Origin of the sequence: Actinoplanes regularis (assembly GCF_900188005.1) — a bacterium.
Classification (GTDB): Bacteria; Actinomycetota; Actinomycetes; order Mycobacteriales; family Micromonosporaceae; genus Actinoplanes; species Actinoplanes regularis.
In genome coordinates this window covers 328,555-348,580 of the sequence record NZ_FZNR01000007.1, presented here as the reverse complement: position 1 = coordinate 348,580, position 20,026 = coordinate 328,555, and the positions used below count along the sequence as shown (strand labels likewise).

The 20,026-nt window shown below is 70.9% G+C and carries 24 protein-coding genes; 13 read left to right on the top strand and 11 right to left on the bottom strand.

Going from position 1 to position 20,026, the window contains the following annotated elements:
- Positions 1-64 precede the first annotated feature (64 nt).
- Positions 65-208, top strand: a complete 144-nt coding sequence (locus CHC09_RS46410) for a hypothetical protein (protein ID WP_179277209.1) — start codon at positions 65-67, stop codon at positions 206-208.
- Between the two features lie 199 nt (positions 209-407).
- Here CHC09_RS46410 and CHC09_RS21065 read toward each other — a convergent pair whose 3' ends face one another.
- Both CHC09_RS21065 and CHC09_RS21060 read right to left on the bottom strand, forming a co-directional pair.
- Complete coding sequence (locus tag CHC09_RS21065) at positions 408-1,148, bottom strand: CPBP family intramembrane glutamic endopeptidase (protein ID WP_089294859.1); 741 nt, start codon at positions 1,146-1,148, stop codon at positions 408-410.
- A 272-nt stretch (positions 1,149-1,420) separates the two neighbouring features.
- Positions 1,421-2,053 (bottom strand): HNH endonuclease family protein, encoded by a 633-nt coding sequence (locus CHC09_RS21060; protein WP_089294858.1) that lies wholly within the window; start codon positions 2,051-2,053, stop codon positions 1,421-1,423.
- Between the two features lie 206 nt (positions 2,054-2,259).
- On the opposite strand from CHC09_RS21060, the gene CHC09_RS21055 reads away from it, so the two are divergent.
- Genes CHC09_RS21055 through CHC09_RS21045 form a run of 3 tightly spaced genes read left to right on the top strand, consistent with a single transcriptional unit; the run spans position 2,260 to position 4,963 of the window.
- Entirely contained in the window at positions 2,260-3,783 is a 1,524-nt protein-coding gene (locus CHC09_RS21055; protein WP_089294857.1) for an alkaline phosphatase D family protein, read from the top strand.
- Complete coding sequence (locus tag CHC09_RS21050) at positions 3,780-4,550, top strand: galactose-binding domain-containing protein (RefSeq protein WP_089294856.1); 771 nt, start codon at positions 3,780-3,782, stop codon at positions 4,548-4,550. The genes CHC09_RS21055 and CHC09_RS21050 overlap by 4 nt, the downstream gene beginning before the upstream one ends.
- Before the next feature lie 35 nt (positions 4,551-4,585).
- Positions 4,586-4,963: an MmcQ/YjbR family DNA-binding protein gene (locus CHC09_RS21045; RefSeq protein WP_089294855.1), complete on the top strand. Its 378-nt coding sequence runs from the start codon at positions 4,586-4,588 to the stop codon at positions 4,961-4,963.
- Positions 4,964-4,987: 24 nt separating this feature from the next.
- Here the strand turns inward: CHC09_RS21045 and CHC09_RS21040 are convergent, their stop codons facing one another.
- Positions 4,988-5,707: an HAD family hydrolase gene (locus CHC09_RS21040; RefSeq protein WP_089294854.1), complete on the bottom strand. Its 720-nt coding sequence runs from the start codon at positions 5,705-5,707 to the stop codon at positions 4,988-4,990.
- Here CHC09_RS21040 and CHC09_RS21035 point away from each other — a divergent pair.
- A complete protein-coding gene (locus CHC09_RS21035; protein WP_089294853.1) occupies positions 5,706-6,398 on the top strand; it encodes a DUF2199 domain-containing protein in 693 nt (230 codons plus the stop codon). The genes CHC09_RS21040 and CHC09_RS21035 overlap by 2 nt on opposite strands.
- A 181-nt stretch (positions 6,399-6,579) precedes the next feature.
- Here CHC09_RS21035 and CHC09_RS21030 read toward each other — a convergent pair whose 3' ends face one another.
- The 4 genes from CHC09_RS21030 to CHC09_RS21015 form a co-directional block, all read right to left on the bottom strand.
- On the bottom strand, positions 6,580-7,005 hold the full coding sequence (locus CHC09_RS21030; protein WP_089294852.1) for a DUF1810 domain-containing protein: 426 nt from the start codon (positions 7,003-7,005) through the stop codon (positions 6,580-6,582).
- Positions 7,006-7,015: 10 nt separating this feature from the next.
- Complete coding sequence (locus CHC09_RS21025; protein ID WP_179277207.1) at positions 7,016-8,032, bottom strand: glycoside hydrolase family 32 protein; 1,017 nt, start codon at positions 8,030-8,032, stop codon at positions 7,016-7,018.
- Positions 8,033-8,127: 95 nt separating this feature from the next.
- The gene (locus tag CHC09_RS21020; protein ID WP_089294850.1) at positions 8,128-8,349 is read right to left on the bottom strand and encodes a DUF397 domain-containing protein; all 222 of its coding nucleotides are present in this window, start codon (positions 8,347-8,349) and stop codon (positions 8,128-8,130) included.
- Between the two features lie 120 nt (positions 8,350-8,469).
- Complete coding sequence (locus tag CHC09_RS21015) at positions 8,470-9,288, bottom strand: DUF72 domain-containing protein (protein WP_089294849.1); 819 nt, start codon at positions 9,286-9,288, stop codon at positions 8,470-8,472.
- A gap of 111 nt (positions 9,289-9,399) precedes the next feature.
- On the opposite strand from CHC09_RS21015, the gene CHC09_RS21010 reads away from it, so the two are divergent.
- From CHC09_RS21010 to CHC09_RS21000, 3 genes are all read left to right on the top strand, one after another.
- On the top strand, positions 9,400-9,777 hold the full coding sequence (locus tag CHC09_RS21010) for a MerR family transcriptional regulator (RefSeq protein WP_089294848.1): 378 nt from the start codon (positions 9,400-9,402) through the stop codon (positions 9,775-9,777).
- Positions 9,774-10,445 carry an aggregation-promoting factor C-terminal-like domain-containing protein gene (locus CHC09_RS21005; RefSeq protein ID WP_089294847.1) on the top strand — a complete coding sequence of 224 codons (672 nt, stop codon included), beginning with the start codon at positions 9,774-9,776 and terminating at the stop codon, positions 10,443-10,445. Before CHC09_RS21010 ends, CHC09_RS21005 begins: the two co-directional genes overlap by 4 nt.
- 195 nt (positions 10,446-10,640) lie before the next feature.
- Positions 10,641-10,958 (top strand): hypothetical protein, encoded by a 318-nt coding sequence (locus CHC09_RS21000; RefSeq protein WP_143232446.1) that lies wholly within the window; start codon positions 10,641-10,643, stop codon positions 10,956-10,958.
- A 146-nt stretch (positions 10,959-11,104) separates the two neighbouring features.
- Here CHC09_RS21000 and glgX read toward each other — a convergent pair whose 3' ends face one another.
- The 3 genes from glgX to CHC09_RS20985 form a co-directional block, all read right to left on the bottom strand.
- Positions 11,105-13,219 (bottom strand): glycogen debranching protein GlgX, encoded by a 2,115-nt coding sequence (gene glgX, locus CHC09_RS20995; protein WP_089294960.1) that lies wholly within the window; start codon positions 13,217-13,219, stop codon positions 11,105-11,107.
- 105 nt (positions 13,220-13,324) lie between these two features.
- A complete protein-coding gene (locus tag CHC09_RS20990; protein WP_089294959.1) occupies positions 13,325-14,428 on the bottom strand; it encodes an alpha/beta fold hydrolase in 1,104 nt (367 codons plus the stop codon).
- Positions 14,429-14,617: 189 nt separating this feature from the next.
- Positions 14,618-15,886, bottom strand: a complete 1,269-nt coding sequence (locus CHC09_RS20985; protein WP_089294845.1) for an erythromycin esterase family protein — start codon at positions 15,884-15,886, stop codon at positions 14,618-14,620.
- Positions 15,887-16,012: 126 nt separating this feature from the next.
- Between CHC09_RS20985 and CHC09_RS20980 the strand changes: the two genes are divergently transcribed.
- The 5 genes from CHC09_RS20980 to CHC09_RS20960 are packed head-to-tail and all read left to right on the top strand — an operon-like array spanning position 16,013 to position 19,633.
- Entirely contained in the window at positions 16,013-17,611 is a 1,599-nt protein-coding gene (locus tag CHC09_RS20980; RefSeq protein ID WP_089294844.1) for an AAA family ATPase, read from the top strand.
- Positions 17,608-18,054 (top strand): hypothetical protein, encoded by a 447-nt coding sequence (locus CHC09_RS20975; protein WP_089294843.1) that lies wholly within the window; start codon positions 17,608-17,610, stop codon positions 18,052-18,054. Before CHC09_RS20980 ends, CHC09_RS20975 begins: the two co-directional genes overlap by 4 nt.
- Positions 18,051-18,272, top strand: a complete 222-nt coding sequence (locus CHC09_RS20970; protein WP_239138361.1) for a DUF2997 domain-containing protein — start codon at positions 18,051-18,053, stop codon at positions 18,270-18,272. The genes CHC09_RS20975 and CHC09_RS20970 overlap by 4 nt, the downstream gene beginning before the upstream one ends.
- Positions 18,253-19,029 (top strand): ComEA family DNA-binding protein, encoded by a 777-nt coding sequence (locus CHC09_RS20965; protein ID WP_089294841.1) that lies wholly within the window; start codon positions 18,253-18,255, stop codon positions 19,027-19,029. The genes CHC09_RS20970 and CHC09_RS20965 overlap by 20 nt, the downstream gene beginning before the upstream one ends.
- Positions 19,022-19,633 carry a 4Fe-4S single cluster domain-containing protein gene (locus CHC09_RS20960; RefSeq protein ID WP_089294840.1) on the top strand — a complete coding sequence of 204 codons (612 nt, stop codon included), beginning with the start codon at positions 19,022-19,024 and terminating at the stop codon, positions 19,631-19,633. Before CHC09_RS20965 ends, CHC09_RS20960 begins: the two co-directional genes overlap by 8 nt.
- On the opposite strand, the gene CHC09_RS20955 is transcribed toward CHC09_RS20960, so the two are convergent.
- Positions 19,619-20,020 carry an NUDIX domain-containing protein gene (locus CHC09_RS20955; RefSeq protein WP_089294839.1) on the bottom strand — a complete coding sequence of 134 codons (402 nt, stop codon included), beginning with the start codon at positions 20,018-20,020 and terminating at the stop codon, positions 19,619-19,621. The genes CHC09_RS20960 and CHC09_RS20955 overlap by 15 nt on opposite strands.
- Positions 20,021-20,026: the final 6 nt, after the last annotated feature.

Here is a 20,026-nt window from a genome sequence, read left to right as displayed (position 1 = left end):
GAAGCTGGGACGCACAGCCGGCGCCGGCTCCCCCGTTCCATCGCAGACGCTCAGGGAGTATCCGATGACCCGACCGACCCGAGCACCACGCCGGCCCGACCGCCGCCCGGACGATCCCCGGACCCGGATCGCCCTCGCCGCGATCACCGGCGTGCTCGCCGGCGCCACCCGCGCGGTGGCCGACTGGCTGCTCGCCCACTTGACATAGCGCCGGCCTGAGTACGGAAGTCCGGCCACCCCGTGGCCGTCCAACGTTCATACCACCATCGGGCCCAGCCGCCAGAACCAGGCTGGGCCCGATGGTGGTGCAGCGGCCATTTTGACCACTGTGGGCGCCGGCCACGGGACCTCGGCGCGGGCGGGCGAACCCAAAGCTGGCCGACCGGGCCGAGAGCCGGCCGGCGGGTTCAGGTGAGGCTGGTGGTGGCGAGGGCGGCGGCGATCAGGAGGCCCAGCCCGTTCGTCGCCCAGTGCAGGGCGGCGGCGGCCAGGAGGCTGCCGGAGCGGCGGCGGAGTTCGCAGAGCAGCAGGCCGGCCAGGGCGGTGAAGGCGACCGCGCCGAGGATGGCGAGGATCCGGCCGGTGAGGCCGACGCCGAGGGCCGCGCCGACCGCCTGGTTCACCTGCGTCAGGCGCAGCGACGGGAGGATGTGCCAGAGGCCGAAGAGGACCGACGACGTGATGCTCGCCCAGGTGGCGCCGCGGTGGCGGTTGACCAGGCCGAGCAGCACGCCGCGGAAGGCGACCTCCTCCAGCAGGACCGTGCCGAGTGGGACCACGACGAACGCGGTGAGCAGCGCCGCGCCGGGGTGCAGGTGGTATCGCACGTCGTGGAAGGCGACCCGGGTGGCCGGGATCGCGGCGCCGGCCGTGTAGACGACGGCGACGATCGCGACGGCGCCAAGGGCGTATTTCAGGCCGGGGAGCAGGGTGCGCCGGGAGAGGCCCAGGTCGTGCCAGGAGAGGCCGGCGCGGCGGGCGATCAGGACCAGGGTCAGGGCGACCAGGGGGCCGGCGACCAGGCCGGTGTGGCGCGGGCCGAACTTGTCGGCGACGTTGACCGCGGTCAGGATCGCGAGGACCACTCCGAGGATCAGCAGCAGTCGGCGTCGGGACGGGGCCGGGAGGTGGGTGGATTGGTCTGACATGGCCCGGCAGACGGTACCCGGTCGGGGAGGCCGGACCCAAAAGTGGAACGGGCCGTGATCGGGAGTGCGGCGGGCGGCCGTCGGAAGTGGAGCGAACCGTTAGCGGGCCGTCGTCGGGCCCGGCGGGCGCCGGGCGGTCGGGGCCCGGGACGGCGCCGCGCGGGACTCGCACGGGGCTTGGCCGAGAGGCCTGGGCACGGGAGGCGTAGGTCGTACCCGGAAAGGATTTTGGAAGGAGGCGGCCGCCGTGCGGAACGGCGGCCGCGACCGGGTCAGCTACAGGTGTTGAGCATGGTCTGGAGGGCGGTCTTCTCGGAGGACTGGAGGGTCAGTCCCCAGTAGTACTTGACCGCGATCCACATGCGGGCGTACGTGCAGCGGTAGGACGTCACCGACGGCTGCCAGGTGCTCGGGTCCTGGTCGCTCTTCGACTGGTTGACGTTGTCGGTGACGGCGATGAGTTGCGGGCGGGTGAGGTCGTTGGCGAAGCTCTGGCGCTTGCTGGTGGTCCAGGCGCTGGCGCCGGAGCGCCAGGCCTCGGCGAGCGGGACGACGTGGTCGATGTCCAGGTCGCTGGCGGCGGTCCAGGTGGCGCCGTCGTACGGCGAGTACCAGGAGCCGCTGGTGGCGGCGCAGGCCGAGCTGACGACCACGTTGGAGCCGTCGCGCTTGAGCACGGTCTCGCGGGTGTTGCAGGTGCCGCTGATGGTGATCCAGTGCGGGAAGAGGTCGCGGTCGTAGGTGCCCGCGTTGGCCTCGGCGGCGACGGTGAGCGAGTTCAGTTCGGTCTGTGCGGTGGCCTTGGAGGGGATGTTGGGCGGGGTGGCCTGGGCCGGGGAAGCCAGCAGGCCGGTGGCGATCGCGACAGTGGCGAGAGTCGCCAGAGCACGGGTGACGGTACGCAAGGGGTGCTCCTATCGGGGATGGGATGGAACACCAAAGATCTACGGGATTTCGACGTCCATGGATTGGTTTTGATGTGAACATCTTGTTGCCCGGGAGCGAAGACCGATTCGCGCGGGTTTCTAGCGTGTGTACAGCAGACCAACACGCCGAAGATCAGCACGAGCGGCGGTATTATTGTCCGAAATAGAGACATATTGGAGCTGTTATGCTGCGGTTACCTCGGCGCCGACTCTTCGTGCTGGGTGGAGCGGCCCTCGCCGGAACCCTCCCCGCGCCGAGGATCTCGAACCCGTTCACGCTCGGCGTGGCGTCCGGGGACCCGCTGCCGGACGCCGTCGTGATCTGGACCCGGCTGGCCACCCGGCCACTGGAGCCGACGGGCGGGATGCCGCCGGTGAGCTATCCGGTGCAGTGGCAGGTCGCCGAGGACAGCCGGTTCGCCCGCGTGGTCCGCAGCGGCACCGGGAGCGCCGAGCCGGGCTCCGGCCACTCCGTCCACGTCGACGTGCGGGGCCTGCGGCCGGGCCGGGACTACTTCTACCGCTTCCGCAGCGGCGGCCACCTCAGCCCGGTCGGCCGGACCCGGACCGCGCCGGACGAGTCGAGTTCGCCGCGGAGGCTGCGCTTCGCCGTCACCTCCTGCCAGTCGTACGCCGACGGCTACTACGAGGCGTGGCGGCACCTGGTCGACGAGGATCTCGACGTCGTGCTCTTCCTCGGCGACTACATCTACGAGGGCGCGATCACCAGCGTGGGCGGCGCCCGGATGGACACCTCGCTGCGGCTGCCGGACACCTTCGCGCTGGCGACCGACACGCTCGACCTCTACCGGATGCGGTACGCGCTGTACCGCACCGATCCGGACCTGCAGGCCGCCCACGCCGCCTTCCCGTGGATCCTGACCTGGGACGACCACGAGGTGCACGACAACTACGCCGGCGACGTGTCGCGCAGCCCGATCGTGACGGTCCGGGACTTCGTGGTCCGGCGGGCGAACGCGTACCGCGCGTACTGGGAGAACCAGCCGCTGCGGGTCCCCCAGCCGGCCGGGCCGGACCTGTCGCTCTATCGCCGGCTGCGCTTCGGGGACCTGGCCGACGTCCACGTGCTGGACACCCGGCAGTACCGGACGGATCAGGCCTGCGGCGACAATCTGGAGGCCGGCTGCGCCGCCCGATCGGATCCCAGCCGTACGTTGCTCGGCGCGCCGCAGCGGGACTGGCTGCTCGACGGGATGGGCCGGTCACCGGCCCGGTGGAACCTGATCGCCCAGCAGATCATGATGGCGGAGTGCCGGTACGGCGGCACGGCGAACCGTCTCGACATGGACAAGTGGGACGGCTACACCGCCGATCGGAAGCGGATCCTGTCACGGGCCCGCAACCTGCCCGGGACGGTCGTGCTCTCCGGCGACATCCACTACAACTACGCGGCCGACCTGAGGCTCCGTCCCGGGACACCGCCCGTCGCGGTGGAGTTCGTCGGGACGTCGATCTCCAGCGGCGGGGACGGCAGCGACACCACACCGCAGCTGGAGACGCAGCTCAAGTACAACCCGCACCTGCACTTCGCCAACGGCCAGCGCGGCTACATCCGGTGTGAGCTGGACCGGGACACGATCCGGGCGGACTACCGGGTGCTGTCCCGGGTCACCAGGCGCGGCGGGACGATCTCGACACGGGCGTCGTTCGTGTCGGAGCGGGCACGGACGGGACTGGTGCCGGCATGATCTGGATCGCGACGGCGGCACTGCTGCTGAGCCGGGCCGTCGTGCCCGCCGGGCCGGCGGCCGCGCACAACGGGGTGACCGTCGATCCGGACGGACTGCGGATCACGACCGGGCAGTGCAACGGGGACGAGCTGACGGTGCGGCTCACCAACACCGGGCGCAAGGCGATCTACGCGGACGCCTCGCTGAGCGCCCCCGCCGAGCTGCACCTGCCCCGGACCCTGATCTCCACCTGGCTGCCGCCGCGCTACACGAGCAGCGTGCCGGTCCCGGTGCGGGCCACGGACGGAGCCCGTCCCGGGACCTATCACGTGCGGGTCAGCAGCCGGGGACGCACGGCCGACGTGCCGGTCACGGTCACCGACCCGCCCGCCTCCGCCGACCTGGTGCGAAGTGCCGCGCGGGTCACCGTCTCGTCGGCCCGGGCCGACGCCGCGGCCTGCAACGCGATCGACGGGAACCCCGTCTCGATGTGGATCGACGCCACCGGGAAGCGATGGCCGGACTGGTGGCGTGTGGACTGGGCCGCCGCCCGGCGGGTCAGCCGGGTCGCGGTGACCACCACGGCCCAGTGGGGCCTGCGGGACTGGGACGTGCAGGTCGCCGAGGGGCAACGGTGGGTGACGGTCGCTTCGGTCCGGGACAACACCGCGGTCGAACACGTTTCGCAGTTCGCGGAACGGCGTACCAGATCCGTTCGGATCGTCACCCGCGCCGGCAATCAGGTGAACGATGTCTCCCGCCTCGTCGAGGTCGTCATCCGGTAGCCGTGCCGTAGCCGGGCGCACAGTAATCTCGTGCCATGGCTGACTCGGACGACGTACGCCGGCTCGCCCTGGCACTCCCCCAGGTGACCGAGATCGACAGCGACGGTTTCGACTTCCGGGTGGCGAACAAGGGCTTCGTCTGGTCGTACCCGGAGCGTCTGCCCGGCAAGCCCCGGGTGATCCGCACCGACGTCGCCGTCCTCTACGTCGGCGACGAGGCCGAGAAGCAGGCCCTGCTGCTCGGCGAGCCGGACCTGTTCTTCACCACGCCGAGCTACGACGGCCTGCCGCTGGTCATGCTCCGGCTGCCTCCGGTCGGCGTCGGGCGCCTCACCGAGTTGATCACCGACGCCTGGCGGATGCGGGCGCCCGACGAGCTTCAGAGCGAGTCCGCCGGCGATCTCAGCGCCTGACCACAACGCGCGCCCGCTCGTGCGTCAGTGCGCGCCGGCGACGAGCGATGGGCTCAAGCGGCCGGTGAGCAGGGCGGGAAGGTCGGCCATGCTGGTGAAGACGTGGGTGGCACCGGCATCCAGGAGGGTCCGGGGCTCGTGGTGGGCCGGGCTGCCGGGCGGGCAGTAGCCGAACACCACAGCTCCGGCGGCCACCCCGGCACGCACGCCGGTCGCGGTGTCCTCGACGACGGCGCAGCGCGCCGGGTCCGCGCCGAGGGCGGCCGCGGCGGCCAGGTACACGTCCGGCGCCGGCTTGCTGCGGGGCATCTCCATGCCGCTGAAGATCTTGCCCTCGAAGACCCGGTCCAGGCCGACCTTCTTCAGCTGCAGCTCGATCTTCGGGCGGTCGGCGCCGCTCGCGCAGGCCAGGCGGCCGCCGAGCAGGCGGTCGACCTCGTGCGCCGCGGCCACCGCGCCCGGGATCTCTTGCAGGTCGACCAGCAGGGCCTCGTTGCGGCGCCGGCGGAACTCGGCGATCCACTCGTCGGTCACCACGAAACCGGTGTTGGCGGTGATCACACCGACCTCGTCCCAGAGCGCCTTGCCCACGAAGAGCCGGAAGCAGTCGGCCTCGCTGAGCGCCCACCCGAGCTCGTGCAGCATCGCCCGGAGCACGGCGTTCGTGATCCGCTCCGAGTCGACGAGCACGCCGTCACAGTCGAAGAGCACGGCGTCGAACGGGGAAGCGGCGTTGTCCGGCATGCCGCCGACCCTAACCGCGGCAGGTCCCGGAGCGCCGTGGCGGAGCCCACAACCACTCGCCCGACCTCCGCCGAACGGGAGGACGTCGGCTGGTACGTTGTGCGCCCGCACGAGTGGAAGAGGCGTTGTGGGCAGGATTCTCGAGTGGTTCCGTAAGCACCCCGGCCCAGGTGACGACGAACCCGCGGCGGGGACGCAGCAGGCCGCTGACCTGTGTTGCTGCTGCGGACGGCCGAGGGATACCCACGATCGGCATGCCCGGTTCCGGCTGCCTGATCCGGTCCTCGACACCCGTCGGCAGCACCGGGCACGAGGCGCCTGGCTGAGTCATGCAAACCCGGACGTCTCGGTCATGATGCAGGTCCCCGGGGTTGGCGCCTTCGTGCGGGCACTCCTCCCGGTGAAGTTGACCGGTGACTTCAGCGTCACGTTCGGAGTCTGGGTCGCGGTCGATCCGGCTGACCTCAAGCGCGCGTCCGCGGTGTGGTCGGAACCGGAGTACCAAGATCTGCGGCTGCGAGGCCGGCTCGCGAACGCGCTCCCGGTCTGGGGCCTGCTGTCCGCTCCGGTCGAGTTGGAGGTGCGTGACCCGGAGCAGACGCCATACTGCACATCCAGTTCCGACCCGGGCCTGGCCAAGGTGCTTACGGAGATCTGGCCGCATGAGGATGTGCTGTCCGAGGTGCCATGAGTTCCGTGCCGGCCCCTACCACTCCCAGGATGGATCTACGAGCCGCCCGGCTTGCTGTTCAGCAGCGCCAGCGGGCATGCCCGCCAGTTTCATTCAGGCCCCCGATCTTGGCGGAATTCGCCGGTCCGGGGCGTGTGTCAAGCCGGATGTCTCCGCTCTGGGTATCGCCGCACGGCCCGGCTCAGGACGGCTCGGGCGCGCCGAGAAGTTCGAGCGTACGGACATCGGGACCGTCGTAGTACCGCTCGAGGACCCGCCTGAACACCGCGGGATCGCCGGCCGCCTCGGCGAACAGCGTCATCGACGAGCGCAGTTTCAGGTCGTCCGGAAATCCGAAGATCTGGGACGCGGTGCGCCCCTCGACCGCGAGCAGCGTCTCGGCGCACTCGGTCAGCCGGGGCCCGAGCACCGGATGCGCGAGGTAGGCGCGCGCCTCGGCCAGGTCCCGGATCGCGTAGACCCGCGCGGTCGGGCTGGAGCCGAGGCCGGCAAGCTGCGGGAAGATGAACCACATCCAGTGTGAGCGCTTGCTGCCGGCGGCCAGTTCGGCGCGGGCCTGCTCGTAGACGCCCTCCTGGGCGCCGACGAACCGTTCCAGGTCACTCATCCCGCCGAGTCTAGGCACAGCGGGCGATGTGGGCGCCCGGGTCGCCGGGAAACGCGCGCCGGGCGGCGCCGAGGCCGCTCACCCCCTCGACGGTGACCTCGACGATGTCCGCGTCGGCCAGGATGGTGGTCTCGCCGCCGGCCGGCATGCGCAGGATCAGGTCGCCGTGGTCGCGGACCTCGCCGTCCGTGGCGGTCAGGCCGGGGACGCCGTTGACCAGGTAACGGTCCAGGTGGGGGTGCGGGGAGGCGAGCAGGCTGGTGCCCCGTACCGAGAGGATCCAGGGGACGCTGAGGGTGCCCGCCCAGGAGGAGCCGCCGACGCGGGCCAGAACGCAGCGGCGCCCGGCGGCGTCGAGGAACGGCGCGGCGGGGCCGAGGCTGCCGCGGCCGAAGACGCCCCAGGCGCGGGCGGTGAAGCCGAGGCCGTCATAGGAACCTATCGCGTACGCCGCGTCGCCGCCCGCCAGGAGCAGCACCCACTCGCCGTCCAGCTCGAACAGCCGCGGAAGGCCCCAGCCGGCGTCCTCGCCCGTGGTCAGCACCCCGTCGCACTCCCAGGCCAGCAGATCTGTCGAGCGGTACTGCAGGACCGCCGAACCACCCGTGTCGGGGGATGCCGCGACGAGCATCCGCCAGCCGTCACCGGCCGCCCAGACGAACGGGTCCCGCAGGTCGGCGAAGCCGTGCGAGAGCGGTCCGAGCACCGGGTGCGGCGGCTCGGCCCGCCAGCCGTCCAGGCCGGGTGCGACGGTCGCCCGCCACACCCCTTCGCCGGTACGGGAGTGGAAGAGCACGGGGCCGTCCGGACCGTCGACGACCGACCCGCAGCGCGGGGCCCCGGCCTGGTCCGGCCCCGCGACGGCCGCGCCCTCCCGCCAGATCACCAGGTCGTCGGAGACCGCGTGGCCCCACCGCGCGGCCGGCTCCCCCGTGCTCCGGTGCTCGTAGAACAGTTGGTAGCGGCCGTCGATCCGGAGCACCCCGTAGAGGTCGCCGACCCGGCCGTCACGCGGAGTGAAGTGCATCCGGGGCCGTAGGCCCACATCCGGTCCGACATCCATGTCTCTGCGTAACATCACCGGGCCCCGCGCGCCAGGCCGAACGGCGCAAATTCAATGGATCAATTGTCGAACTCGCCGTCCTTGGCGCCGCCCACGAACGCGGCCCACTCGGACAGGGTGAAGAACAGGATCGGCCCGTCCGGGTTCTTCGAGTCGCGGACCGCCCGGCCCCCGTCCGGCAGCTCGGCCACCTCGACGCAGTTGTCCGCGGAGCTACGGGAGCTCCGGCGCCAGATCGCCGCTCTCCGGTCGAAGTTCGCGGCGTAGGTCTTCTCTGTCATCACGCACCTCCGGGGACATTCTCAGCATTTCCGCAGACGTGAAACTGTCCGAGATCTGTCCGCGCCCGCCTAACGGCACGACGCCGCACGTGCGTCCGCCCCGTGCACCGCGACGGGCGGTCAGAAGAGGGTCGGCGGCTCGTCCGTCACCGGCGGTGCGGGCTCCGGCAGTGGGGCGAGCGCCGGCACCACGGCGCGCACCTCGTCGTGGAAACGGCGGGCGAGGGCGGGAGCGTCGGCGTTGTCGGGAGTGTGCACGAAGACCGTCGGTGAGCGACCCTCGCGCAGCCAGCCCGCGACCGTCTCCACCCACGGCCGCCAGCCGGCCACGGTCCGGGCCGGGTCGTCGCGGCCCAGATAGCGGACGATCGGGCGGTCGGTGAGCGCGGTGTCCCGCCGGGGCATGCGGGGCTTCTTCAGCCAGGCGTCGCGCTCGGCGTCGCTGGTCGGCGGGGTGTCGAAGAACGCGGTGGTGTCGAACGGGATCCACTCGGCCCCGGCCTTCAGCAGGAGCTCCTCGAGGCGGCGGGGATCGGCGAAGAAGTCCGGGTGGCGCACCTCCACGGCGTACCGGAAAGCAGAGGGCAGCGAGCGGAGGAACCGCGACAGGACCGCGAGGTCGCCGGGTCCGAAGGAGCCGGGAAGCTGGATCCACAGGGCGGCGGCGCGCGGGCCGAGCGGCTCGACGGCGTCCAGGAAGATCCGCAGCTCCTCGTCCGCCCCGGTCATCCGCAGCTCGTGCGTGACGCGCTTGGGGATCTTCGGGATGAACCGGAAGTCCGGACCGGTCTGCTCGGCCCACGTGGCCACGGTCTCCCGGGACGGGGTGGCATAGAAGGTGGTGTTGCCCTCGACCGCATTGCACCATTGCGCGTACGCCCGCAGCTTCTCGCCGGCCGGCGACGTGAAGCGGCCCTGCCATGCCTTCAAGGACCACATCGCACAGCCCACGTGGAGGGCTTCGGCTTCGGAACGCACAGCCGTACGTTACGGGTCGCGTGCGGTGCACCGGACGGGTACGGTCAGCTCTTCCGACGGGGAGGATGGGCGATGCCGTACACGCCGGGCGAGGTCGCCGGGAAGCTCGGGGTCAGCATCGACACCCTGCGCTACTACGAGCGGATCGGTTTGCTGCACGGCATCGAGCGGACCACCGGCGGCCAGCGGGTCTTCTCCGACGACGACCTGGGCCGGATCGGGCTGCTGCGCTGCCTGCGCGACTCGGGCATGCCGATCGCCCGGCTGCGGCGCTTCGCCGAGCTGCTGCACGACGGCCCCGACGCGGCCGAGCAGCGCGTTCAGCTGCTCGCCGAGCACGATCGGGAGATCGACGAGAAGGTCGCGCGACTGCGGCGGGAGCAGGAACGCGTACGGGAGAAGATCGCCTGGTACCGTGCCGAGACCGCTCGTCCGAAGGGATCCTCGTGACCGCTTCCGTGAGCCGGATCGGCGTGCGCGCCGCATCCGCCGCGTTGCTGCTCGCCGGCCTCGCCGGCGGCGTCTACATCGGCCGCCAGCGGTCGCCCGAGACCACCGCGACGATGGATCAGGCACGAGCCGAGGCCGCCGACATGCGGCTGCTGAAGGACCGGGAGAACGTCCACGCCGCGACCCGCGCCCAGCGGGTGCTGGCCGAGCAGGCCGCCGCGAAGAAGGCCGCGTCGGTCGCCGAGACCGCCTCCGGGTACGCCAAGAAGCTGGACAAGAGCGCGGTCGCCGCGAAGAAGGCCGCCCAGCAGAAGAGCAGCGGCCCGGTCGCGTTCGCCGGCCCGATCCCCAGCTCGTGCAGCGAGTTCAGCGGCAGCCGGGCGGTCGGCTGCGCGCTGACCCTGAACGCCGCCTTCGGGCTGGATCAGTTCGCCTGCCTGAACAAGCTGTGGAACAAGGAGAGCGGCTGGAACTACCGGGCCGAGAACCGCAGCTCCGGGGCGTACGGCATTCCACAGTCGCTGCCCGGCTCCAAGATGGCGTCGTTCGGCTCCGACTGGAAGACGAACCCCGCCACCCAGATCAAGTGGGGCCTGGACTACATCAAGAAGCGCTACGACACCCCGTGCGGCGCCTGGGACCATTCCGTCAAATACAACAATTACTAGCCCCTGCGAAACCGCGCCTGACTCCAGGCTGGAGTCACGGGCCAAGCCCCGTTGCAGTCGTGCGCGGCGTCACCCACCCCGCGCCACCAGCGCAACGGCCCGGTCCCGAAGCCCGAGCGCTGGACACGCCCGGGCAGAATCACGGGCATGCACGACGGAAAGACAGACGGCGACTCGTTCACCACCCGTGGCGGCGTGGCCTTCGTCGATCGAGCGGCGACGCCACAACGACTCGAGCCGGCGCCGGCCGGAGGGTGGTACGTCACCTGGCCTTTTGCGCGGCTTCGGGTCGACGCGCACGGCGTGGAGATCGCGTCCATGTTCGGCGATGTGACGGTCACCAGGGACAATCTCGTGTCGATCTCCCGGTTTCGTCGCGTCCCGGTCCTGTCGGACGGTTTCAAGTTCGTCGTCGCCGACCGGGACGATGCCGTCGTCTTCTGGGCGCTGAACCCCTCGACGGTGCTCCGCCGGCTGCGCGAGCACCACTGGCCCGTGCGCGGCGACGCCTGACGGCATGACCCACGACAGAGCTCGCAGGTCCGCCCCTCCAGACCGCAACGCGCCACCAGACCCGCGGCTGGTCCCTACGGGGCTCCATCGGTCGTACCGCCGAAGGGATTTTGATCATTTCGCGGCCCGGCATCCGAGGAATTTGATCATCTTGCGGTTCGGCAGCGGAGGACTACGAGGGCGTGCCGGACGACGTCGACCCGGCTGCTCGCGCGGGCGGTCTTGCGGCGCCGGGCCAGCAGCGGATCCGCGGTGTGCGCGACGATCTCCCAGGTCCGGCCGTACTCCCGGGCCGGCAGGGTGAACGTGACGTCCTCGTCGAGCGGGTTGAACAGCAGCAGGAACGAGTCGTCGACGATCTCCTCGCCGAGCGTGTCGCGTTCCGGGATGCCGTGGCCGTTCAGGAAGACCGTCATGGTCATGCCGAGGCGGGTGTTCCAGTCCGCCTCGGTCATCACCGCGCCGTCGCGGCGCAGCCAGGCGATGTCCGGCAGCTTGTTCTCGTCGGAGTACGCGCCGGTGAAGAAGCGGCGGCGCCGGAAGATCGGATGGTCGGCGCGCAGCTTGGTGAGCATCCGGACGAAGTGCGTGAGCACGTCCTCCTCGCGCGCGTTGTGCCAGTCGACCCAGCTCAGCTCGTTGTCCTGGCAGTAGACGTTGTTGTTGCCGCTCTGGGTGCGGCCGAGTTCGTCGCCGTGCAGGATCATCGGCACGCCCTGGCTGAGCAGCAGCGTCGCGAGGAAGTTCCGCTTCTGCCGCTCCCGCAACACGATGATCTCGGCGTCCTCGGTCGGGCCCTCGACGCCGCAGTTCCACGACCGGTTGTGGCTCTCGCCGTCCCGGTTGTGCTCGCCGTTGGCCTCGTTGCGTTTCTCGTTGTACGACACCAGGTCGTGCAGGGTGAAGCCGTCGTGCGCGGTGACGAAGTTGATCGACGCGATCGGGCGGCGGCCGTCGTCCTGGTACAGATCGGAGCTGCCGGTGAAGCGGGAGGCGAACTCGCCGAGGCTGGACGGTTCGCCGCGCCAGAAGTCGCGCACCGAGTCGCGGTACTTGCCGTTCCACTCGGTCCAGTTCGGTGGGAAGCCGCCCACCTGGTAGCCGCCGTCGCCGACGTCCCACGGCTCGGCGATCAGCTTCACCTGCGAGACCACCGGATCCTGGTTGACCAGGTCGAAGAAGGCCGCGAGCCGGTCCACCTCGTGGAACTCCCGGGCCAGGGAGGCGGCCAGGTCGAACCGGAACCCGTCGACGTGCATCTCGGTCACCCAGTACCGCAACGAGTCCATGATCAGCCGCAGCGACTCGTGGTGCCGCACGTTCAGGCTGTTGCCGGTGCCGGTGGTGTCGTAGTAGTACCGCTTGTCCTGGTCGACGAGCCGGTAGTAGGCCGGGTTGTCGACGCCCCGGAACGACAGGGTGGGGCCCAGATGGTTGCCCTCGGCGGTGTGGTTGTAGACGACGTCCAGGATGACCTCGATGCCGGCCTGGTGCAGCGCCTTGACCATCGACTTGAACTCCTGCACCTGCCCGCCGTGACCGCTGAACGACGCGTAGCCGCCGTGCGGGGCGAAGAAGCCGATGGTGTTGTAGCCCCAGTAGTTGGTCAGACCGCGCTCGACCAGGCCGCTGTCGTGCACGAACTGGTGCACCGGCATCAGCTCGACCGCCGTGACGCCGAGCCCCTGGAAATACCTGATCATCTCGGGGTGGGCCAGGCCGGAGTACGTGCCGCGGACATCGTCCGGGATCTTCGGGTGCGCGATCGTCATGCCCTTGACGTGCGCCTCGTAGATCACGGTCTGCCACATCGGCACCTTCAGCGGCCGGTCGTTGCCCCAGTCGAAGAACGGGTTGATCACGACGGAGCGCGGCGAGAACGGGGCCGAGTCCAGGTCGTTGCACGACTCCGGATCACCGAAGTCGTACGCGAACAGCGCCTGGTCCCACCGGTAGTCGCCGTCGATCGCCTTCGCGTACGGGTCGAGCAGCAGCTTGCTGGGATTGCACCGCAGCCCCCGGGCCGGATCGTACGGGCCGTGCACCCGGAAGCCGTACCGCTGGCCGGGCACGATCCGGGGCAGATAGCCGTGCCAGACCAGGGCCTCCCGTTCGGGCAGGTCGACCCGGCTCTCCCGACCCTCGTCGTCGAAGAGGCACAGCTCGACCCGCTCGGCGACCTCGCTGAAGACGGCGAAGTTCGTGCCGCCCCCGTCATACGTCGCGCCCAGCGGGTACGGATTGCCCGGCCAGATCTTCATGCCGCCCACCATGCCCACATGGTGTCCGCCAGGAAACGCCCGTGTCGATGTGACCTGGACGACGGAGCCACCCGATCGGCGGGGACGACCGGGTGGCTCCGTGGCTCAGGAGAAGTGGGCCGCGATCCAGTCGGCCACCAGCTCGGCCGACTCGATCACCGCGGTGTCGTGCGTCGCCCCCTCGATGGGCTCGAACTGCACGGGCTGGCTGTACGCCTCCAGCTGCGGGATCAGCAGGCCGGCGGTGATGTCGTACGGGACCGCCTCGTCCTCGGTCCCTTGCACCACCAGGATCGGCGCGCTCGGCGCGGTCTGCGCGGGGTTGTCGTACTGGGCCAGCTTGGTCAGCACGTTGTTCGGTACGACGCCGCCGACCACCAGCTGCGCCGCGGTCAGGCTCGCGTACGCCGCGAGGATCTCGTTGAGGCAGCCCGTGGTGAGCACGCCGGTCTTGGTCTTGGCCGCGGGCGCCAGGATGGTCTGCGGCTGCACGCTCGAGTCGACGGCGTTCAGGCCGTACAGGGCCATCACCAGGTAACCCTGCTCGGCGGTGCCCGGGATGTAGGGCGCGATGACGTCCGCGTTGGAGAGTGGGGCGATGCTGGACGTGCCCTTGAGCACCAGGTTCCCGTCATAGGCGGGGGCGATCTGGCTGGCGAACAGCGCGCCCTGGCCGCCCTGCGAGTGGCCGTCGATCACGTACTGGGTGCTCAGCGCCGAGTCCAGGTTGCGGGCCGCCTTGACGCTGTCGATGATCGCCCGGGCCTCGCTGGCCCCGATCAGGTACGGATGCTGGCCCGCCGCGCCCAGCCCGGGATAGTCGGTGGCGGCGACCGTCCAGCCGCGACTGAGCAGCTCGGCCACCGCGATCCGGGCCTCCGCCCAGAAGACGCTCTGGTTGGTCGAGGGCGCGCACTGATTGGCGAGGCCGGTCGTGCCGTGTGCCCAGGCGACGATTCGGTTCGTCTTCCCGGTCTTGGGGGTGAGAATGAGTGCGGTGCTGGTGATCGCGCTCCCGGTGATCGTCGTGGACAGATACTGGATGCGCTTTCCGGTCGCCAGTGCGGAGAGCTCGGCCGGGAGGGTGGCGGTCGAACTGCTCAGCACATACCCCGACGCCAGTGCCGCGGACGCCGGTCGGGCGGCCGCGACGGACACCCCGCACACGCTCAGCAACGTGGCGAGGAGCAGGCGGAAGATTTTTTTCATGAACACCCCGTTCCGATTGGGGAAGATCCGAAATGGATTGTGGAACGGACACACGGTAAGCACGCGGCGCCGCGTGATGGAGCGCATTCCCGGCCAGGAAATCATGGCCCTTCAGACATCCGCGCACGTCACTAGGCTGATGGAGGAAGATCGCCGTAAAGATCGATTTAATCGCGACTTGAATTGCGATTACACACCGCTCGGGTACGTCTCCGGCTCGTGGGCGTTGACCCGCAACGTGTGCAGCGGCCGCACCGGGTGGGTCTCCTCGAACCAGAGGAACGCGTCGTAGCGGTCGCCGAGCACGGTGGGTACATAGTTCGCCCAGCGTTCCCGCTCGGGCCGGTAGACCACCCCGATCGCCCGATGCGGCAGCACCGTGGTGAGCAGATCCGGTCGCTCGTCCCCGGCCGGGAAGACGAAGAGCGCGTCCGGCGGCGCGGTCAGGTGCAGGATCTCCTCCAGCGAACCGGCCCGCGCCGGCGGCACCGCCATCGCCTCCATGTGGGCGCCCCACTGCGGGCCGGCCACCACGCCGCCACGGTAGGAGCCCATGCCGACCAGCAGCACCTCGTCCCAGCCGTACCGGTCCCGGGCCAGCTGCCCGAGCGTCAGCTCGCCGCGATCGCCCTGGTCGGTGGCGCGGGCGTCGCCGACGTGCGTGTTGTGTGCCCAGACCACCGCCTTCGAGCGCGGGCCGTACCGGGTCAGCAGCCGGTCCAGGGTCTCGTCCATGTGCCGGTCCCGGCCGTTCCAGGCCTCCGGCCCGCCGCGCACCATGCACCGGTAGTAGTTCTCCGCACCCGCCACCACGGCCGCGTTCTGCCGCACCTCGAGGTCATGCCCGCGCAGCTCCTCGAGCATCGCGGCGACCCGCTTCTCGCAGGTCGCGTTGATGAACTGGGTGGCCCAGCCGTACGCGTTCGGGTCCTCGTCGTACGGCTCGAAGCAGCGGTACGCGTCCAGCGCGACCGGCACCCGGTCCGGGTCGTGCTCGCGCAGCCAGGTGAGGATCTCCCGCATCGACTCCCACAGCGAGTAGACGTCGAGGCCGTGGAACCCGGCCCGGCGCCCCGGCGGGCGCACCGCGTTGTAACCGTGCAGCCAGCGGGTGAAGTCGACGATCTCCTCGTTCGCCCACATCCAGGTGGGCCACCGGTCGTAACGGATCAGGGCGGCGCGCGGATCGTCCGGCTCGCCCGGCTCGGCGCGGACCGCGCGGTCGACCCGTTCGCAGTCCGGCCAGTCCCCCTCGACCGCCACGAAGGAGTAGCCGCGCTCCTCGATCAGCCGCTGGGTGAGCACGGACCGCCAGGCGTAGAACTCGTGCGTGCCGTGGGTGGCCTCGCCGATCATCACCACGCGCGCACTCTCCGCGCGGTCCAGGAGGATCTCGAGATCGCCCGGATCACGCAGCTCACGGGCGATCGACGCCACCTCGTCCCCGTACCGGATCATTCCCGTTCAGATACCCGCCGGAGCCGAACCCATACGTCCGATTTATAGAGGTACGTGCCAGCGGACCGCCAGCTCGCGGCGATCGGCCGATGTCCCGGTTTTCCCAGGCAGCCTAGGATCGTCGAGATGAACGCGGGAGTATCGGTGTCGTTTCCGGAGACCTTGGCGCAACTGCTCAAGGCCCGGTTCCCGGTGCTCTGCGTCGAGACGTTCGAGGAGCAGCGCGCCCTGCACCAGATCGCCACGGTCGCCGGGGACGAGGCACTGGTGCGCCGGCCGCGAGCGATGTGGACCTGGTCGGTGACCGCTGGACTGATTCAGCCGGACGGCAAGCCGCGCGCCGGCGGGCAGCGGGCCACCGACGCGCTGCAGGCACTCCCGCGGATCGACGAGCCGGCCGTCTTCGTCTTCCGGGACCTGCACCCGCTGCACGTCGACGGGCAGTACCCGCAGAACATGGAGATCGTCCGCCTGCTGCGGGACGTGGCGCAGGCGTTCCGCTCCGGCCCGCACCCGCGCACGCTGGTGCTGCTCACCCCGGTGCCGCAGATCCCGGCCGAGCTGAGCAAGGACGTCACCCTGGTGGACTTCCCGCTGCCCGGGCCGGCGGAGCTGCGCGGACTGCTGGGCGCGATGATCCAGGCGAACGCGGCGACCGGGCGGCTGCGGGTCGCGCTCGACGAGGCCGGACACGAGCGGTTCGTGACGGCGGCGGCCGGGCTGACCATGCAGGAGGCGGAGAACGCGTACGCCCGGGCGATGGTGGACGACCCCGTCCTCGACTTGGCCGACGTGCGCATCGTGCACGACGAGAAACGCCAGATCGTCCGTAAATCGGGGGTTCTCGAATTCATCGACGCCGGCGTGACCCTCTCCGACCTCGGCGGCCTGCGGAACCTGAAGTCCTGGCTGGTCAAACGGAACGGCTCGTGGCTGCCGGAGGCGGCCGAGTGGGGTCTGCCGGCACCGCGCGGGGTGCTGATCACCGGCGTGCCCGGCTGCGGGAAGTCGCTGACCGCAAAGGCCATGGCGACCGCCTGGGACCTGCCGCTGCTGCGCCTGGACGTGGGCCGGGTCTTCGCCGGCCTGGTCGGCTCCAGCGAGCAGAACATGCGGTCGGCGCTGCGGGTCGCGGAGGCGGTGGCGCCGTGTGTGCTTTGGATCGACGAGATCGAGAAGGGGTTCGCCGCCGGGACGAACGGCGACTCCGGCACCGGCGCCCGCGTCTTCGGTACGTTCCTGACCTGGATGCAGGAGCGGCAGCAGCCGGTGTTCGTGGTCGCGACCGCCAACGACTTCGAGGGGCTGCCGTCCGAGCTGCTCCGCAAAGGACGGTTCGACGAGGTGTTCTTCGTCGACCTGCCGAGCCGCGCCGAGCGGGTCGCAATCTGGCGGGTGCACCTGGAACGCGCGCTGCGCCGCCCCCGGGCCGCCGGTGAGCTGGCCGTCGACCCGGCCCTGCTGGACGAGCTGGCCGGCCTGACCGAGGGTTACGCGGGCGCCGAGATCGAGCAGGCGGTCGTTGCCGGACTGTTCGACGCGTTCTCCGAGCGGCGGGGGCTGCGCCGCGACGATCTGGTGCGGGCGGTGATGACGATCGTGCCGCTCAGCGTCACCCAGGCCGAGCGGATCGACGGGCTGCGCGGCTGGGCCCGCAATCGGGCGGTCTCGGCGACGGGGACCGATGACTGGGAGTTCCGGAACGAGACGGGGAGTCTGAGGTGAGCGTTTCACTGCTTCTGGTGCCGCTGGCGCTGGCCGGCGTGGCGGCCGTGCAGGCCCGGGCCGAGCGGCGCCAGGACGGCATGACGGTGGTCCGGGTCGGCACGCGGATGCGGGACGTGACGCTGCTGGCGGACGCGTTGCGGGACACCGGCGCGACGGTCACGTCGAGCAGTGGGAGCGCGCTGACCGCGGCCTGGGGTGAGCAGCTGCTGGCGTTCAGCCGCGACGCCGAGGGCATCTGGTCGGCGCACGCCTCCGGCATGCCGGCGGAGCGGGCGATCGAGCTGGTCACGGCGGTGGACGCGGCGTACGGGCGGCGGGTCCAGCAGGCCGTGCTGGAACGGATCCGGGATCGGGCGCCGACGGCCGGGCTGCGGCTGGAGTCCGAGTCGGTGCAGGACGACGCCAGCGTGCGCCTGGTGTTCGAGGTGGAGCGGGCGTGAGCGTGAACAAACCGCGAATCGTCGTCACCGTCGGTGAGGACGGGCAGGTCAGCGCGGAGACCCTGGACATCCTGGGCGAGCGCTGCGTGGACTACATCGCCGTACTCGAGGATCTGATCGGCGGGCCGGTGCAGAGCAGCTCCTGGACCGCCGACTTCGCAAGAGAGTCACAACAAGCACAGGAACAGCAGGTGAACCGTGACGTGGACCCCGCCTGACGGAACGAACCCCGGCGCTCGGCCGCCGAAGCCGACCGGGCCGGCGGCGCTCTCCTGGCGGCTCGGGCACAGCGCCTGGGTGCTGTTCCCGGTCTTGGGGTTCGGCTGCCTGGGCGGGCTCGGCTTCCTCTACGTCGGCGTCCGGGCCCGGCGGCCCTCGTGGTGGCTGCCGGGCGTCGTCTACACCGTGATCGGCTGGGTCGGCATCCTGGTCGGCAGCCGCTTCGGCAAGGACACCGCCGGGCAGGACATCTTCTTCACCTGCTGGGTGATGGCCTGGTTGGTGAGCATCGGCCACGCGCTGATCATCAACTCGGCCTGGCTGCGGTGGCGGGCCGGGTACCAGCCCTGGTACGCGCAGCCGGCGCAGACAGCGTGGGTCGGCCCGCAGCCGGTGCACCAGCAGCCGGCGCCGCCGTCGCTGCAGAACGTGATCCCGCCCCAGCAGCAGTACTACTCGGCGTATCAGCCACCCGTGCCCGCCCCCACGCCCGATCCCTACCAGCCGCCGGTCCAGGTCGACGTCAACACCGCCACCGAGCAGCAGCTCGCCACGCTCCTCGGCCCGGAACGCGCCGCCCGGGTGCTGCTCGTCCGGCAGTCGCGCGGCGGCTTCGCCGGTGTCAACGACTTCACCGCCGCGGCCGGCCTGGCCCCGCACGAGTTCGTCGCCCTGCGCGACCGACTGGTCTGCACTCCCCCGGCGCCTCCGGACGACACCGTCACCGGCCCGTACGGCCGGATCGTCGATGTCTGACGTGCTCCTGGCCCGGTTCCTCGAGCGGACCACCGCCGAGGGACCGGGCCTGCGGACCGCGATCTGGGTCCAGGGCTGCTCGATCCGCTGCCCCGGCTGCTTCAATCCGCACCTGTTCACCACCCGTGGCGGCGTACCGACCCGGCCCGCCGACCTGATCGCCCGGATCCTCGCCGCCGGCACCGAGGGGGTCACCCTGCTCGGCGGGGAGCCGTTCGACCAGGCCGAGGGCCTGGCCGAGGTGGCCGCCGGGGTCCGGGCCGCGGGCCGCTCGGTGATGACCTTCACCGGTTATGAGTACGACGACCTGCGAGCCCGCGCCGACGAGCACGTGACCGCCCTGCTCACCGCCACAGATCTCCTGGTCGCCGGCCCGTTCCGGCAGGACCTGCTGGACCACGCCCGGCCCTGGGTGGGCTCCACGAACCAGCGGTTCCTGCGGCTCACCGACCGCCTGCCGATGGCACCCACCCCGGACCGCCTGGAGGTGACCGTGTCAGCTGCCGGCGACATCGCCGTCAACGGCTGGGCCGACGCGGAGACCCTCGACGCACTGCTGGCCGGCCTGCCGGCGAAGCGCGCGAGACGGTCACCAGTGCAGTAGGGCGAGGGTGGCGTCGAGCTGGGAGTGCCGCGGGGAGGGCAGATCGTCCGGGGTGCACCAGGTCAGCGCGTCGAACTTGTGGGGCTCGCCGATCCGGACCTCGGCCGGGTCGACCCGCACCGCGAAGATCACCGCGACCCAGTGCGACGGCGGGTCCTCCCGTAGTACGTTGCGGACGCCGAGCTCCTCGATCGCCTGCGGCACGGCCGTGTACTCCTCGATCACCTCGCGGGTGACCGCCGCCTCGAACGTCTCGCCGAACTCCAGCGCGCCGGCGCCGCAGTCCCAGGTCCCGGGCTCGTCGCGGGCCTGCTCGGAACGCTTGGCGAGCAGGATCCGGCCGGCGCCGTCGTGGCAGACGAATACACAGGAGACCGTTGGCTTCACCGGGGC

Coding starts and splice junctions, on each gene's coding strand:
- CHC09_RS46410 (WP_179277209.1), top strand. CDS start 65: ATGACCCGACCGACCCGAGCACCACGCCGGCCCGACCGCCGCCCGGAC.
- CHC09_RS21065 (WP_089294859.1), bottom strand. CDS start 1,148: ATGTCAGACCAATCCACCCACCTCCCGGCCCCGTCCCGACGCCGACTG.
- CHC09_RS21055 (WP_089294857.1), top strand. CDS start 2,260: ATGCTGCGGTTACCTCGGCGCCGACTCTTCGTGCTGGGTGGAGCGGCC.
- CHC09_RS21050 (WP_089294856.1), top strand. CDS start 3,780: ATGATCTGGATCGCGACGGCGGCACTGCTGCTGAGCCGGGCCGTCGTG.
- CHC09_RS21045 (WP_089294855.1), top strand. CDS start 4,586: ATGGCTGACTCGGACGACGTACGCCGGCTCGCCCTGGCACTCCCCCAG.
- CHC09_RS21035 (WP_089294853.1), top strand. CDS start 5,706: ATGCCGCCGACCCTAACCGCGGCAGGTCCCGGAGCGCCGTGGCGGAGC.
- CHC09_RS21040 (WP_089294854.1), bottom strand. CDS start 5,707: ATGCCGGACAACGCCGCTTCCCCGTTCGACGCCGTGCTCTTCGACTGT.
- CHC09_RS21030 (WP_089294852.1), bottom strand. CDS start 7,005: ATGAGTGACCTGGAACGGTTCGTCGGCGCCCAGGAGGGCGTCTACGAG.
- CHC09_RS21025 (WP_179277207.1), bottom strand. CDS start 8,032: ATGCACTTCACTCCGCGTGACGGCCGGGTCGGCGACCTCTACGGGGTG.
- CHC09_RS21020 (WP_089294850.1), bottom strand. CDS start 8,349: ATGACAGAGAAGACCTACGCCGCGAACTTCGACCGGAGAGCGGCGATC.
- CHC09_RS21015 (WP_089294849.1), bottom strand. CDS start 9,288: ATGTGGTCCTTGAAGGCATGGCAGGGCCGCTTCACGTCGCCGGCCGGC.
- CHC09_RS21010 (WP_089294848.1), top strand. CDS start 9,400: ATGCCGTACACGCCGGGCGAGGTCGCCGGGAAGCTCGGGGTCAGCATC.
- glgX (WP_089294960.1), bottom strand. CDS start 13,219: ATGAAGATCTGGCCGGGCAATCCGTACCCGCTGGGCGCGACGTATGAC.
- CHC09_RS20990 (WP_089294959.1), bottom strand. CDS start 14,428: ATGAAAAAAATCTTCCGCCTGCTCCTCGCCACGTTGCTGAGCGTGTGC.
- CHC09_RS20985 (WP_089294845.1), bottom strand. CDS start 15,886: ATGATCCGGTACGGGGACGAGGTGGCGTCGATCGCCCGTGAGCTGCGT.
- CHC09_RS20980 (WP_089294844.1), top strand. CDS start 16,013: ATGAACGCGGGAGTATCGGTGTCGTTTCCGGAGACCTTGGCGCAACTG.
- CHC09_RS20960 (WP_089294840.1), top strand. CDS start 19,022: ATGTCTGACGTGCTCCTGGCCCGGTTCCTCGAGCGGACCACCGCCGAG.